Origin of the sequence: Peribacillus sp. TH27 (assembly GCF_016650915.1) — a bacterium.
GTDB classification, from domain to species: domain Bacteria; phylum Bacillota; class Bacilli; order Bacillales; family DSM-1321; genus Peribacillus; species Peribacillus butanolivorans.
Genome location: NZ_JAEKEV010000002.1, coordinates 108,035 through 122,508 on the forward strand (window position 1 = coordinate 108,035; position 14,474 = coordinate 122,508).

Here is a 14,474-nt window from a genome sequence, read left to right on the forward strand (position 1 = left end):
CAAAGTAAAAAGGAATACCACTCTGCAGGAGATTTAGTTTTGTGTGAATTGAATTCTATAATTCGTATTGCGAGTTAGAATATTCCTGTTCAATAGAGGTTACATGTAGGTGGATATCAATGCTTGCTTTCTCTATATCCTCATTTATTATGCCTCAACTAATAGGTAATTTTACCACTGGATAATTTGCGAATAAGACATAATCATATGAAAAGTATAAAAAATCGATGAAATTTTTAACTTTTTGTCTAATGTATATAATTCCTAATGTAGATATAATGAAACTACTGAAAACTGAATATTCAAAATTGTGGTCCTTGGAGGTATCGGACGAGTGTAAGTATTGTGAGAATACTAGTCAGCATTATTTTGGTTATGAAAAAGGGATTTACAGATCAGAAATAAGGTTTTAAATACTGTCTCTTTAAAAGCGAAGTTCAATAAGGGGTGTGTTTATGCAAGCTGATATTGTGTTCATTAACGGAGAAGTTATTACAGTTGATCAAAGGAATAAAGTAGTCGAAGCGGTAGCGGTGAAAGGGAATCGTATCTCAGCAGTTGGTTCAAACCGAGAAGTTAAGGACTTTATCGGAGAAGAAACGAAAGTGATTGATTTGCAAGGAAAGACACTACTTCCAGGATTTATTGATGCTCATATTCACCTTATTTTATACGGGGTTAATCAGTTGGCAGTAAGTTGTAAAGATGAGCATATCAAATCTATAGAGGATTTGTTAAATGATTTGAAGGAGAAAGCATCAACCATCCCAAAAGGTGAATGGATACGTGCTTGGGGATTCAATGAGACGGTTGTGAAAGAAAAGCGTTATCCAACAATAGCCGAGTTGGATGCAATTTCAGTCGAACATCCAATTATAGTATCCCGTACATGCAGTCATATAAGCGTGGTTAATAGCAAGGCGTTAGAGATTGCCAAAATTAATGAAAAATCTGAAAATCCTACAGGAGGGATTATTGAAAAGGATAAGACGGGAAGGTTTACAGGCAGATTAATTGAAACAGCAAATATGATAATGACTGAGATTGCAAGTTATACAGAAAGTGAACTTATGAAAGCAGTGAAAATTGCGTCAGAGCATTTCGTTGCAGCAGGCATAACAAGTATTCATGAAGCAGGTGCTTATGGTCCTGAGAGTTTCCGTTTACTTCAACAAGCTGTTAAAAGTAAGGATATTCGTGTTCGAATATATGCAATGATTGGTTCATTAAATAATTCTCATGAATTTGTTAATAAAATGGTAGAAGCAGGTGTAGTAACCGGTACCGGGGACGAAAGATTCAAAATTGGACCGGCTAAATTATTTACAGATGGAAGTAGTACTGGTCCTACGATTGCCACTCGTGAGACATACTCCAGTGACCCTAACAATTTTGGCATTCTTTATTATAGTGAAGAAGAAATCTATCAAGTTTTAGGACAAGCACATAAAAAAGGCTATCAAATCACTGTGCATGCTCAAGGGGATAGAGCGATTGAAATGTATTTAAATTGTGTAGAAAAGGCGTTGGAGGAATCACCAAGAAAAGAACATCGCCACAGAATTGAGCATGCGGGGATCTCATCGCCAGATTTACAAGAGAGAATGAAAAATCTCGAACTCATCCCTATCCCAAACCCTCCATTTCCTTATGAATTCGGGGATATATATATCCAACACTATGGTAATCGAGTCAACCACATGTATGCTGTTCGTGATTTTATTGATAATGGCATCATTGCAGCAGGTGGTTCAGATGCTCCAGTTACTGATTATAACCCTTTATTAGGTATTCACGTTGCTGTTAATAGAAGAAGCCAATCTGGTTCTGAAATAGGTGTTGCTCAATCGATTAGCGTAATGGAAGCCATTAAACTATACACTTGGAATGGCGCCTATGCGAGTTTTGAAGAAGATATTAAAGGCAGCATAGAGGTAGGCAAGTTGGCAGATTTCGTGGTTTTAACTGACAGTATTTTAAAAGTTAACCCGCTTCATATTAAAGATTTACAAGTAGAATCAACGATTATAGATGGTGAGATTCTATATCATAGAGAATCATTAGTGGAAATATAATCTATCGTAGTGGGTGCTTCACATTACTTTTTCAATGCAAGGGTAGTATTTTCACTGCAAGGATTTTCCGAAGAGCTTACATTTTTTTAAAAAGTGAAAAGCCGAAAAAATCGCTTTAAGAAATTTAGCAGTTTATTGAAAGGGGATATGCTCTATGAAAAAACAAAAATTATTAATTAATGGTGAAAGGCTAAGTAAAACGCTTGAAAAATTTGCGGATTTTGGACGAACAGTAAACAATGGAGTCACTCGCCTATCACTGACTGAAGAAGATCGTTTAGTTCGTGATTACTTTTGCTATTGTTGTGAAGAATTGGGAATGACCATTAAAGTTGATGATTTGGGGAATATTTACGCTACATTAGCAGGAATTGAAGACAAGCCGCCGATTGTAATGGGTTCACATATGGATACAGTAAAAAAGGGTGGACGGTTTGATGGCATCTTAGGAGTAGTTGCTGGTTTAGAAGTTGTGCGAACCCTAGTAGAAAATAATATCAAACCCAAAATTCCGGTTATGATTGTTAATTTTACTAATGAAGAAGGAGCTAGATTTGAACCTTCTATGATGTCATCGGGAATTCTTTCAGGAAAATTCGAAAAAACTATTATGCTGCAAAAAACAGATAGTGAGGGAACTACTTTTGAAGAAGCATTAAATGCTAGTGGGTATGCAGGTGAAGTAGAGTCTCGTTTAAAAGAAGCTACAGCATTTTTAGAGTTGCATATTGAACAAGGACCTATTCTTGAACGTGAATCACTAACCATAGGTGTTGTTGAATGTGTGCTTGGAATGGTTTGCTATGAAATCGAAGTAACAGGGGAATCTGATCATGCCGGAACCACTCCTATGAATATGAGAAAAGATGCTTTCTTTACTACGAATAGCTTAATCACAGAGGCTCGTCAAAAACTGGGTATGCTTGACGACGATTTAGTTTTTACGATGGGAAGGGTAAATGTGTTTCCTAATATTCATACGGTTATTCCAAATAAAGTTATTTTCTCGTTAGAAGCTAGACATAAGGATCCAAAAACTATTAGGCAGGTAGAGGAAATAATTGAAGGACTTACAACACCAGGTTCAAAAGATGGATGTGAAATCCAAGTAACAAAATTATGGGACCGGGATACCGTTTGGTTCGATAAGTCAATCTGTGATTTGTTAGAACAATCTACTAATTCATTAGGTCTTTCATATAAAAGAATGGTAAGTGGAGCTGGTCATGACGCCCAGTTCATAGCTAGTTACATTCCAACTGCTATGGTTTTTGTCCCAAGTATTAACGGTAAAAGTCATTGTGAAGAAGAGCTTACCACATGGGAAGATTGTGAAAAAGGAGTAAATGTGATTTTAGAAACTGTACTTGCCATACTGTCTAAATAAGAATTCTTAGTAAGAATAATTAAAATAGAATTGATTTGTAATTTGTTTGTTGTATGGATTTAAGAACATAAAAGGGTGACTAATGTTTATCCATCATACCATCAGTAATGGATAAAAGAATCCTTACTGATGGTGATTCACTTAATCTAAAGATTAACTATTGAACCTACGAATTACAGGGAGGGTATAATTTGAATGCTATTAAGCTATTGCTCTGGGTACCATTCATAGGGTTTTTAGTTTTTCTGCCCTATGCAAATAAAATAGAACCTTACATATTAGGAATGCCTTTTTTGTTATTTTGGGTTGCATTTTGGATGGTGATGGCTTCGGTTATTTTAATGATTGTATATAAGTTCGATCCTGATAATAAAGGAAGTGATCTAGAATGAATATCTCATTATTTATTATTGCTATCTTCTTAGTTCTAGCACTTTATTTAGGGATAAAAGCAAGAAAAGGAAAGGATATGGATATGGAGCAATTTGCCGTAGGCGGCAGGGGCTTCGGTACATTCTTTATTTTTCTACTAATTGCAGGTGAAATTTATACAACATTTACGTTTCTTGGTGGAAGTGGATGGGCTTACTCAAAAGGAGCAGCGGCTTATTACGTTCCTGCATATATATTCTTAGCCTATGTACTATCTTATTGGTTAGTGCCCAAAATATGGAGATATTCAAAGCAACATTCAATTATTTCTCAGCCAGATTATTTTGCATCAAAATACAGCAGTCGTTCAATGGGGATGTTAGTGGCTGTTTTGGGAAGTTTGGCACTTGTACCTTATATAGTTATACAACTCAAAGGGTTAGGGATAATTGTTTCAGAAGCTTCTTATGGAGCAATTTCACCAGTTGCAGCTAGTATAATAGGTGCTATCGTTGTAACAACTTATGTAATGATATCAGGTATTCATGGCTCAGCATGGACCGCTATACTTAAAGATTTTATGATATTGGTAGTTGTAATTTTTTTAGGTATTTATATTCCGTTCCATTACTTTGGAGGAATTCAGCCAATGTTTGAGACGGTTCAGTCTGCTAAACCTGAAATGCTAATCTTAGCTGATCAAGGGTTGAGTCAATCCTGGTTTATCTCCACGGTTTTGTTAAATGCTTTAGGGTTTTATTTATTACCACAAACATTCATGGTTGTTCTTTCGTCAAATGGAGAAAGAACGCTTCGTAAAAATGCAATTGCTTTACCACTATACACCTTGTTATTGCTCTTTGTTTTTTTCATAGGCTTTGCAGCTATTATGGAAATCCCGGGTTTGCAAGGGGCTGATGGAGATCTTTCGCTTTTAAGATTAGCGATACAAACATTTGATCCATGGGTAATCGGATTAATCGGAGCTGCAGGCTTATTGACCGCTCTAGTTCCGGCTTCCGTTATGCTAATGGCTGCATCGGTAGGGCTAACAAATAGTTTTTACAAAGTTTTGGTTCCAGCAGCTAATGAGAAACAACAATTAATTGTCTCAAGATTAATAATAATAGGTATCTCAATCATTGCCTTAATCGTAACGGTAACAGGTGGCGAAGCGCTAGCCATCTTGAATATCATGTCATATAGTTTAATTACTCAATTAGCACCTGCATTATTTTGCAGTTTACCAAAAAGCAATATAATTAATAAATATGGAGCAATCGCTGGGATATTTGCTGGAGTGCTTATTGTTTTATATGCGACAATTTCAGGTGTGAAAATAGCTACATTTCTGCCGAATATACCACACGTAATTAATGACATCAGTACAGGTGTAATAGCGTTGTTAATAAATATAATAGTAACGTTTATTGTAAGTGGACTAACTAAAAACATCACTATTCATGGTAAGCAAATGAATAATATGAATAAAAGTAATATTTCCTAATTCCTACTCTAGTTTGAAGTTGTCATGTCATACACTATCGTTGAAATGGTTAACTAGACCAAGGAGGGCTTTGGGCATATAAATGAAATTAATGATTATATCATTGCTACAAAAAGAAATAAATTGGGAGGGGTTCTGTGAAAGTCAAAATTACTGCTTGTCAATTTCGTGTAGAAAAAGTAGCATCGTTTAATGAATTCCAGAAACAAGTAGAAGACTTAATCAATCAAGTTCCCGAAAACTCAGATTATATTATTTTTCCTGAACTGTTAACTATCGGGTTATTAGCGACTTTTCCGGATCAGAATGCTTCGTCATTAATCAAGATCGACGAATATACCACTCAATATAAAGAACTTTTTAGTTCGATTTCAAGAAAAAGAAAGCAGGTTATCATTGCAGGCTCACATCTTGAATGTCGTGAAGATGAGTACTTTAATATTGCATACATTTTTGATAAAGATGGATCTTATGTTGAACATAAAAAAACTCATATCTTTCCTGCTGAAGCAAATTGGCAAACCTCTGAAGGGAATACACTTGAAGTGTATTCTATGGGTCCGGTTAAGATTGGCATAGCTGTGTGTTATGAAGCTGAGATACCAGAAATATCAAGAATACTAAGTGTAAACGGAGCAGACATTATTTTCTGTCCATCATACACTTTTACTGAGGCTGGTTTTTGGAGAGTACGCCATTGTGCTCATGCACGTGCGATTGAAAACCAAGTATATTTTGTTCATTGTCCTACTGTTGGTGAACCAGGAGACCCCCTACCTAATGGATATGGGCGTGCAAGCATATTAAGTCCTTGTGACAAAGCTTGGCTAGCCAATGGGGTAGTAGCTGAAGCAGAAGTTAATAAACATACAGTAATTACCGGTACAGTGGATATTGACGAACTCTATGAGAATCGGAAAAGTGGTGCAGCAACAACATTTAAAGATAGAAAGCGCCGTAAAGATGTTTATACAAAGTATGAGCCTTATATGCTGCTGAAATAATGTACAACATATTTTGTTAAATAGACTCTATTGTTATGGTAATGTAAGGCTGTCGAGAAACCCTCGACAGCCTTTTCTATTTGTTGAGTTGATTCACATGATGGCTTATTTATTCACACAGCCTATTCTTGATAATTAAAGAGAATGTCCCAGGTTTCTGGACCAACAATTCCGTCTACTTGCAAACCGAATTTTTTCTGGAATTCCTTCACTTTGACTTGAGTTTTTAGTCCGAAAATACCATCCACTTTAATTGATCCCCCTGCGTCATTAAGCCGCGCTTGAATTCTAGTCACATTCATACCTCGATCTCCAATTTTAATAACATGACCTGGATAAGGAAACTCGGTTTGATAAAGTGCAGTCCAAGTGGACGGTCCAACTATCCCATCTGTGTTCAAATGTCTTCGCATTTGAAATTCTTTGACCTTCTTAAGCGTAATCGAACCAAAAATGCCATCCACTGAGATTGGGACGTTGTTCTTGTTTAATTGGTTCTGTACTTTCCTCACTTCAGGTCCTTGATCCCCGTATTTTATGACATGACCCGGGTAAGGATCACTTGCATTTACATAATGAGTGATGTTGGATTTGACAGCCGTTGAGGCTTCAGTCATTGTAGGGAGTAAAATTTGAAGTGCTATGAATCCAGCTGTAGACACTCCTATTAAGGATTTTTTCATGCTCATACCCATTTCCTCCTTAAATATTAAAATGGTAAACATAACACAGGTATAACTCTTGTTTCTTTTTTACATATTTTGTATATAATGTAATTATATACTCTATTGAGTTCTGATGCAAAAAAATTCAGGACAAATGCAAGTATTCTCTAAATCTTAGACATAATGATACTACTACTGTACAAAATGTGTTGGATCTGTATGGAAAACCAAAATTGTTTATAGTAACATTATCACCCAAACATGGATTGCTAACAGTGAGATGATACCCACGCGGTACGAATTGAGCTCTCGTAATGAAGTTGAAATGATGGAAGTACGTGGCTTATTAATGGCTTACTCAGCAATAAATATACCTGCTTTCACAATGATATAGTAATTTGATGTTGTTAAGTTTTTATATTCAATGTCATAAGATTAATTTTATCATAATAATATATTCCTCAAATTATAAACAAAGTTAAGGTGAGGATACTTGCTATGTCAACCTTTTTACAATTGAATACACTATTTATTAATATCTTAATATAAGCATTTCCGTTTGTGTTAATCGATGTTTTTGTGGCTGGAAAAATAAAGATGTTTGTTAGTGAAGAAATGGTTGGGAAAGTAGTGCCGAAGACAACCTAATACAGTAGTTATTACGGAGATGAAGATTATTAAGAGTTAAGGGAGGAAGAATTTAAGGCACTCTCCACAAAAAAAGAGAGTATGGTTTTAAATGATAAAAACTACCTATAAGGATTAGATATCCTATATAATTTCCCAGGTAACTTTATGGACAAAACTATTGAGTTTTATGGTATTACATTTTATGGAGAAGCAGTGAGTGCTAAACTGCTCTCTGTAATATGATTCCGAGTTATACATTATATCGCTGATTTAGGGGGAATTATCCTCAATTTATTACCAGCCATTCAAAGCAACTATTTCGTATCTCATAGCCCAAGATTGGAATACACTTGAAGATTCTGACAATCCTTACACCTATAAAAAGTATTAAATTGCTGGAATTTAAAATGCAGAAACATAATAAGTACAAATTACGGTCTTTTGATTTAACGAAAACGTAAAAAACATCGGTTAAGATGACAACATTCATAGTCATCCTACTGATGTTTTTTATTAAAAAGCTCAATAAAAATAATCCGGATTTTGACCGTATAGGTTACAGGATGTTATTGATGAATAGGATAAACATCCGACAAATTCTCAAATAAAAATAATCTTAATATAGTAATTTATTATAATCGTAATCTTGAGCCTTTAAGGATATATTTTGTACTAATACTAAACAAGTTCGTTCAAAAACTTCAATACTTTTTATCTTCATAATTTCAAATCAAGTACTATTATTTATTTGATAGTTTCTAAGTACCTCTCTAAATCCTTATCCATAATAAAAACTTCGATTCTTTCACCTGTTTTAGTGCTAATATCACTATGGGAGGAAAGAACCTTGCATCCAGTATGATCTTCAACTATTTTTTCGTAATCCTTGGTGTACATTTCACGAAGAAGCGAACGCATTTTTTTTACAAGTTTTTTGCCGGAATTGTGACTGACAAGGTGCTTTTCTTCCACTGTCAGAACACCTTTAAAACGAGTAATCAACATGTCATTAATTAAATATGTTTTGGCTTCCTGTGGTCCTCTGCCAATAAGATCACGCTGGAATTTAATAAATGCTTCACTTATTTCAGCCTCAAGTTTCTTTTTAGAATTTAACATATTGCCTCCATTTTATCTCAGGAATTTATGGGGTTTATCATAATGCCCAATCTAAGTTCTTGTCAATATGAGTTTGTAAAACTTTAGAAAAATCCGTAATATATAGGATTTAAGAGTAAATAAAGGTTTTTATGGATAAATTTGATTGAAATGGACTTATATGAATGAATTTGAAGTTTTTTCGAGATTTAATGAGGTTTACAAACCTTTAATGGTGAGCGTAGAATAATCCTCATAAATAACAATTTGATATCGGCCAAATCTCAAGTAATTGAGAACGGAGGACCCACTATTATTGGGGTTAATTCTGCATTTGCAGAAGGGATGAGACACTCTTTCGCCATCCTACCCGTCAGCTAACTTCGTCGGCTAAAGCGAAGGAGGTCATTAGACCACCTTAATTCAGGAGGCTTTTTTTGTTGTGATTAAAGCAAAAAAGCAACCTGTCATTTCAGTAGGTCTTTTTATTATGCCTATAAATGAAAAGGTTTCTTGGAAGACTGATCGCAGAGAGAGCTGTATAGCTTGCTAGGCGTTAAGTAGACCAATGAGTACTTTTTCTCCAACAATATGTTTGTTTGTGCAAGTCATTCTTTTTTCCGCTGCGTGAATGTTTTTTACGCTGCTGGAATCTGAATAGAATTTGCATGGCTGCATACTGGAGAGAGAGTAAGCATTGGTCTATTTTTTATGTTTTAGTAGTTAGGATTATCTAACCAAGAAAAAATTAAGCGTGGAAAACAAAAAAAGTAAATGGAGCGGTTGTATGGGAAAAGTACTGATTAGAAATTATTCAAATTTAGAAAAGATAAGCATCTTGGCAAGCCATATGCACACAAATAATCTGCAAATATTTGACTATGACAAAAAGTGGTTTAAGACCACTATCAATTTGCCCGAATGCACTAGCTTTTTATAACTATATCTCTTTCCTAATTCTCTTATTGATGGAAATAACTTTGTTAGAATTTTTTCAGAGTTCAAACCTTTCAGACTAATAGTTGTCACTTGTCATAACCAATATATTAGCATGTGTTAAAGAAGGGGAGCCGATTGTGTCATCGGCTTTTAACAAACAATGTTCTTTAGTTTAATTGCCAGTAATTATTAAGCGGTGGAAAAAAGAAAATTATTATTAATGGCTGTTTGGAAGAAGAAGGGAGAAATTTACATGGATTTTGTATCGATATTACTTATAGCTATAACTTTTTTTCTCTTTTTAGGATTTATTCTTTTTTGTAACAAAGTTATAGAAAAAGAGGGAGAGTAGAAAATGTTTTTATTTCTTATCGTCGGAGCGATTACATTGTATTTAATTCATGCTCTAATTTATCCAGAAAAATATTAATAGTTACTAACGGAGGAAAAGTAAATGGATTTTTTACAAATCGGCGTGGTATTGGCACTTGTCGTTATATTCTCCATACCAATGGCCAAATATTTAACGAATGTTTATTCTCTTGAAATAACCAAACAAGATAGCATGTTTGGAAAAATAGAACGAGTTATTTTCAAACTATCTGGCATTGATACAAATGATATGAGATGGCAGCAGTATGCCAAGGCACTGCTATTGAGTAACTTAGTAATGTTTATTATCTCGTACATTATCATTCGCTTTCAAGGTGTTTTACCAGGTAACCCTAGTAAGATAGACAGCATGGAGCCATTGTTGGCATTTAATACTGCTGCAAGTTTTCTTACAAATACCAATTTACAGCACTATAGTGGAGAATCGGGTCTCTCTTATTTATCTCAAATGGCAGTAATTATATTCTTGATGTTTACGACACCCGCTACTGGTCTTTCATTATGTATGGCATTTTTTAGAGGGTTAACGAATCAGCGGAGTATAGGAAACTTTTATGTGGATTTAATTCGTTCAATTACTCGGGTGCTACTTCCATTATCTATTTTGATTGGTTTAGTTCTAGTGTCACAGGGGGTGCCGCAAACACTTAATCCAACGGCAATTGCTACCACATTAGAAGGAGCCACGCAAAATATTGCAAGAGGGCCTGTAGCTGCATTGGAGTCTATCAAGCACATTGGTACAAATGGAGGAGGTTTCTTTGGGGTCAACTCAGCCCATCCATTTGAAAATCCTAACGGTTTTACAAATGTCTTGGAAATATTATCTATGTTTCTGATACCTGCAGCTCTTCCATTCACTTTTGGATATATGGCGAGAAATAAGAAACAAGGCTGGATCCTTTTTTCAGCGATGGGATTAATGTTGCTTGTCTTCTTAAGTATTACTTATATCAATGAAAAAAATGGTAATCCAGCATTAGAGAAAATAGGTCTTTCACAAGAGAATGGGAGTATGGAAGGAAAAGAGGTTCGTTTTGGTATTGCTCAGAGTGCATTATTTACAAGTGTGACAACAGCTGCTACTACAGGCTCTGTTAACAATATGCATGATACCCTTACTCCACTCGGAGGCATAGCACCACTGGCCATGATGATGTTGAACTGTGTGTTTGGCGGTGATGGAGTAGGAACGGTAAATATCCTTATGTATTCAGTAATGGCTGTATTTCTTGCCGGACTTATGGTTGGCCGTACACCTGAGTTTTTAGGTAAGAAAATTGAAGGAAAGGAGATGAAATTAATAGCAATAGCAATTCTTCTGCATCCATTAATCATCTTAGTACCCTCTGCCATAGCTTTAGCAACACAGTTGGGTTCATCGGCTATTTCAAACACTGGTTTTCATGGTATTTCTCAAGTAGTCTATGAGTTTACTTCTTCTGCAGCCAATAATGGTTCTGGTTTTGAAGGTTTAGGTGACAATACACCATTTTGGAATATTTCCACTGGTTTAGTCATGTTGTTTGGCCGTTACTTCTCAATGATTGCAATGATTGCTGTCGCTGGATCATTACTCGCTAAGAAACGTGTTCCAGAAACAATCGGAACATTTAAAACAGATAATAGTACGTTCCTTGTTATTCTTTTAGCTACTGTTTTAATTATTGGAGCATTGACTTTCTTCCCAGTAATTGCACTTGGGCCAGTCGCTGAGTGGCTAACGATTAGATAAATGTTGAAAAGGAGTATTCCAAATGAGTACAAAGCGTAAAGCAAACGTAAGTAAGAAAATTGTTTTAGAGGCGATTAAAGATGCGTTCAAAAAATTAAATCCAAAAGTAATGGCTCGTAATCCAGTTATGTTTGTAGTTGAAATAGGGATTGTTATTACCCTTCTCCTTTCAATATACCCTGCACTTTTTGGTGGAATATCAGAAAGAGGATATAACATTGCAGTGACCATCATTTTATTTGTGACCATTATTTTTGCTAATTTTGCTGAAGCTCTGGCAGAAGGACGCGGAAAAGCACAAGCTAATAGTCTTAAAAAGACAAAGCAGGATACTAAAGCAAGGTTAATCCAGAAAGATGGCAGCATAAAAATAGTCGATGCCACAGAACTACGCAAGGGCGATACAGTTTTAGTGAAAGCCAATGATTTAATTCCAACGGATGGTGATGTAATCGAAGGAGTGGCTGCTGTAGACGAATCAGCAATTACTGGTGAATCAGCTGCTGTAATAAAAGAGTCTGGTGGGGATTTTAGTTCGGTAACAGGTGGAACAAAAGTTATTAGTGACTATATCAAAGTCAAAGTAAGTACTGATCCTGGGGAATCTTTCCTTGATCGTATGATTAACTTGGTAGAAGGAGCTAAAAGACAAAAAACACCTAATGAAATTGCCCTTAGTACTCTGCTTGTTAGTTTGACACTTATCTTTTTGCTTGTATGTACTACGCTAGTACCTATTGCTTCATATATCAAAGTGACATTGCCAATCGCTACCTTAATAGCATTACTGGTATGCTTGATTCCTACAACAATCGGAGGTCTACTCTCTGCTATTGGAATAGCGGGAATGGACAGAGTAACACAATATAATGTAATTGCGAAGTCTGGAAAATCGGTAGAAGCAGCTGGTGATATTAATACGATCATCCTTGATAAAACGGGAACCATCACACATGGGAACCGCATGGCTGCTGCCCTTTTACCGGTTAGTGGTATAAGTCAAGAAGAGCTTAACAAATTTGCGGTATATTCATCTTTACATGATGAAACTCCAGAAGGCCGTTCTGTCATAGAATTTGCAAAAAAATCCGGCTTGTCTGAAAAAGAATTAAATAAAAATGGTACGGAAGGAATAGAGTTTACAGCTGAAACCAGGATGAGCGGAACTGACTTTACTGATGGGAAAAAGGTCAGAAAAGGTGCAGTTGATGCAATAATCGAAAACATCCTGTATCAGGGGGGAAAAGTCCCAAGTGATTTAAAAGACATTAGTGATAAAGTAGCCATGCAAGGCGGGACGCCACTTGTTGTTATAGAAGGAAATCGTGTACTAGGTGTTATTTACTTGAAAGATACAGTAAAACCAGGTATGAAGGAACGTTTTGATGAATTACGAAAAATGGGCATTAAAAGCGTGATGTGTACTGGTGATAACCCGTTAACAGCTGCGACTATTGCTAAAGAAGCCGGAGTAGATGATTTTATTGCCGAAGCAAAGCCTGAAGATAAAATTTCTGTTATTAAGAGGGAACAAGCGGAAGGTAAACTTGTAGCAATGACTGGTGATGGTACAAATGATGCGCCTGCGTTAGCACAGGCTGATGTTGGATTGGCAATGAATACAGGAACAAATGCAGCAAAGGAAGCAGCTAATATGGTGGATTTGGATTCAGATCCTACAAAAATCATTGAAGTGGTAGCCATTGGAAAACAGTTGCTCATGACCCGAGGTGCTTTAACCACCTTTAGTATTGCGAATGACGTGGCTAAATATTTTGCGATAATCCCTGCTATGTTCATGTTGGCTATTCCTCAAATGAAAGCTCTAAATATTATGGGATTAGCAACACCTCAAAGTGCTATATTATCAGCTTTGATATTTAACGCCATTATCATTCCATTGCTAATACCATTAGCTATGAAAGGTGTCAAATATGTTCCTATGAGCGCCACAAGATTATTAACAAAGAATTTGTCTCTATATGGATTAGGAGGAGTGCTAGTTCCTTTTATCGGAATTAAATTTATTGATTTAATTCTTGTGATGTTTAGAGTAGCTTAAAATTAAAAATAAGGGTGAGAATTCATGTTAAAGAATATACGTACAGTTTTCGTACTACTATTTATTTGTGGAATTGCGTATCCGTTACTGATGACAATGCTAGCTCAGGTGATAATGCCTGTAAAAGCAGAGGGTAGCTTAATTAAAAATGAATCGGGTGAAATTATAGGCTCCGAAATGATTGGTCAATCTTATAAAGATCCGGGTTACTTCCATGGTCGTATTTCTTCCATTAATTACGACGCAGACTGGCTCAGGTACGCCAAACTATTCTCCATCAAATAAAGAAATGATTGAACGGACATTAAATGATATTGAAGAATTTTTAAATGAAAATCCTACAGTAGATAAAGCAGATGTACCTTCTGACTTAATGACAAATTCGGCTTCAGGACTTGATCCAAATGTTTCTCCTCAAGGAGCGATTGTTCAGGTTCCCCGTATTGCAAATGAGAGAGGATTATCTGAAAAAAGTTTATATAATCTTGTTGACGAATACACGGAAAGTCGTTCATTTGGTCTTTTTGGTGAACCTCGAATTAATGTTTTGAAGTTAAATATAGCATTGGACGAACTAGAATAATTTTAATTAGGAGAGTTTTTCTAC

Annotated in this window: 11 protein-coding genes, 1 pseudogene and 1 riboswitch; of the genes and pseudogenes, 10 read left to right on the forward strand and 2 right to left on the reverse strand. The window is 35.6% G+C overall.

The annotated features are described in order from the left end of the window. Positions 1-455: 455 nt before the first annotated feature. From JFU24_RS02155 to JFU24_RS02175, 5 genes are all read left to right on the forward strand, one after another. Positions 456-2,075, forward strand: a complete 1,620-nt coding sequence (locus tag JFU24_RS02155; protein WP_201249425.1) for an amidohydrolase — start codon at positions 456-458, stop codon at positions 2,073-2,075. Between the two features lie 154 nt (positions 2,076-2,229). Continuing rightward, positions 2,230-3,462, forward strand: coding sequence for a Zn-dependent hydrolase (locus JFU24_RS02160; protein ID WP_201249426.1), 1,233 nt, complete (start codon positions 2,230-2,232; stop codon positions 3,460-3,462). A gap of 191 nt (positions 3,463-3,653) precedes the next feature. Continuing rightward, positions 3,654-3,854 (forward strand): DUF3311 domain-containing protein, encoded by a 201-nt coding sequence (locus tag JFU24_RS02165; RefSeq protein WP_053346153.1) that lies wholly within the window; start codon positions 3,654-3,656, stop codon positions 3,852-3,854. Beyond that, entirely contained in the window at positions 3,851-5,341 is a 1,491-nt protein-coding gene (locus tag JFU24_RS02170; protein ID WP_053346152.1) for a sodium:solute symporter family protein, read from the forward strand. The genes JFU24_RS02165 and JFU24_RS02170 overlap by 4 nt, the downstream gene beginning before the upstream one ends. 137 nt (positions 5,342-5,478) lie before the next feature. After that, complete coding sequence (locus JFU24_RS02175; RefSeq protein WP_201224415.1) at positions 5,479-6,345, forward strand: nitrilase-related carbon-nitrogen hydrolase; 867 nt, start codon at positions 5,479-5,481, stop codon at positions 6,343-6,345. Positions 6,346-6,467: 122 nt separating this feature from the next. On the opposite strand, the gene JFU24_RS02180 is transcribed toward JFU24_RS02175, so the two are convergent. Continuing rightward, positions 6,468-7,034 (reverse strand): peptidoglycan-binding domain-containing protein, encoded by a 567-nt coding sequence (locus tag JFU24_RS02180; protein ID WP_201224417.1) that lies wholly within the window; start codon positions 7,032-7,034, stop codon positions 6,468-6,470. 474 nt (positions 7,035-7,508) lie between these two features. On the opposite strand from JFU24_RS02180, the pseudogene JFU24_RS29950 reads away from it, so the two are divergent. Next, positions 7,509-7,649: pseudogene (locus JFU24_RS29950) on the forward strand (permease); the annotation flags it as partial. A gap of 735 nt (positions 7,650-8,384) precedes the next feature. Here the strand turns inward: JFU24_RS29950 and JFU24_RS02185 are convergent. Next, positions 8,385-8,759: a DUF2294 domain-containing protein gene (locus JFU24_RS02185; RefSeq protein WP_056523721.1), complete on the reverse strand. Its 375-nt coding sequence runs from the start codon at positions 8,757-8,759 to the stop codon at positions 8,385-8,387. A gap of 244 nt (positions 8,760-9,003) precedes the next feature. After that, a riboswitch (cyclic di-AMP (ydaO/yuaA leader) is annotated at positions 9,004-9,145 on the forward strand. A 986-nt stretch (positions 9,146-10,131) separates the two neighbouring features. Here JFU24_RS02185 and kdpA point away from each other — a divergent pair. Genes kdpA through JFU24_RS02205 form a run of 4 tightly spaced genes read left to right on the forward strand, consistent with a single transcriptional unit; the run spans position 10,132 to position 14,450 of the window. Beyond that, positions 10,132-11,805 carry a potassium-transporting ATPase subunit KdpA gene (gene kdpA / locus JFU24_RS02195; RefSeq protein WP_201249427.1) on the forward strand — a complete coding sequence of 558 codons (1,674 nt, stop codon included), beginning with the start codon at positions 10,132-10,134 and terminating at the stop codon, positions 11,803-11,805. A gap of 22 nt (positions 11,806-11,827) precedes the next feature. Beyond that, complete coding sequence (gene kdpB, locus JFU24_RS02200; protein WP_201249428.1) at positions 11,828-13,867, forward strand: potassium-transporting ATPase subunit KdpB; 2,040 nt, start codon at positions 11,828-11,830, stop codon at positions 13,865-13,867. Between the two features lie 24 nt (positions 13,868-13,891). Further along, positions 13,892-14,152, forward strand: a complete 261-nt coding sequence (locus JFU24_RS30960; RefSeq protein ID WP_342214658.1) for a potassium-transporting ATPase subunit C — start codon at positions 13,892-13,894, stop codon at positions 14,150-14,152. After that, a complete protein-coding gene (locus JFU24_RS02205) occupies positions 14,082-14,450 on the forward strand; it encodes a potassium-transporting ATPase subunit C (RefSeq protein WP_342214659.1) in 369 nt (122 codons plus the stop codon). The genes JFU24_RS30960 and JFU24_RS02205 overlap by 71 nt, the downstream gene beginning before the upstream one ends. The last annotated feature ends 24 nt before the right edge of the window (positions 14,451-14,474 follow it).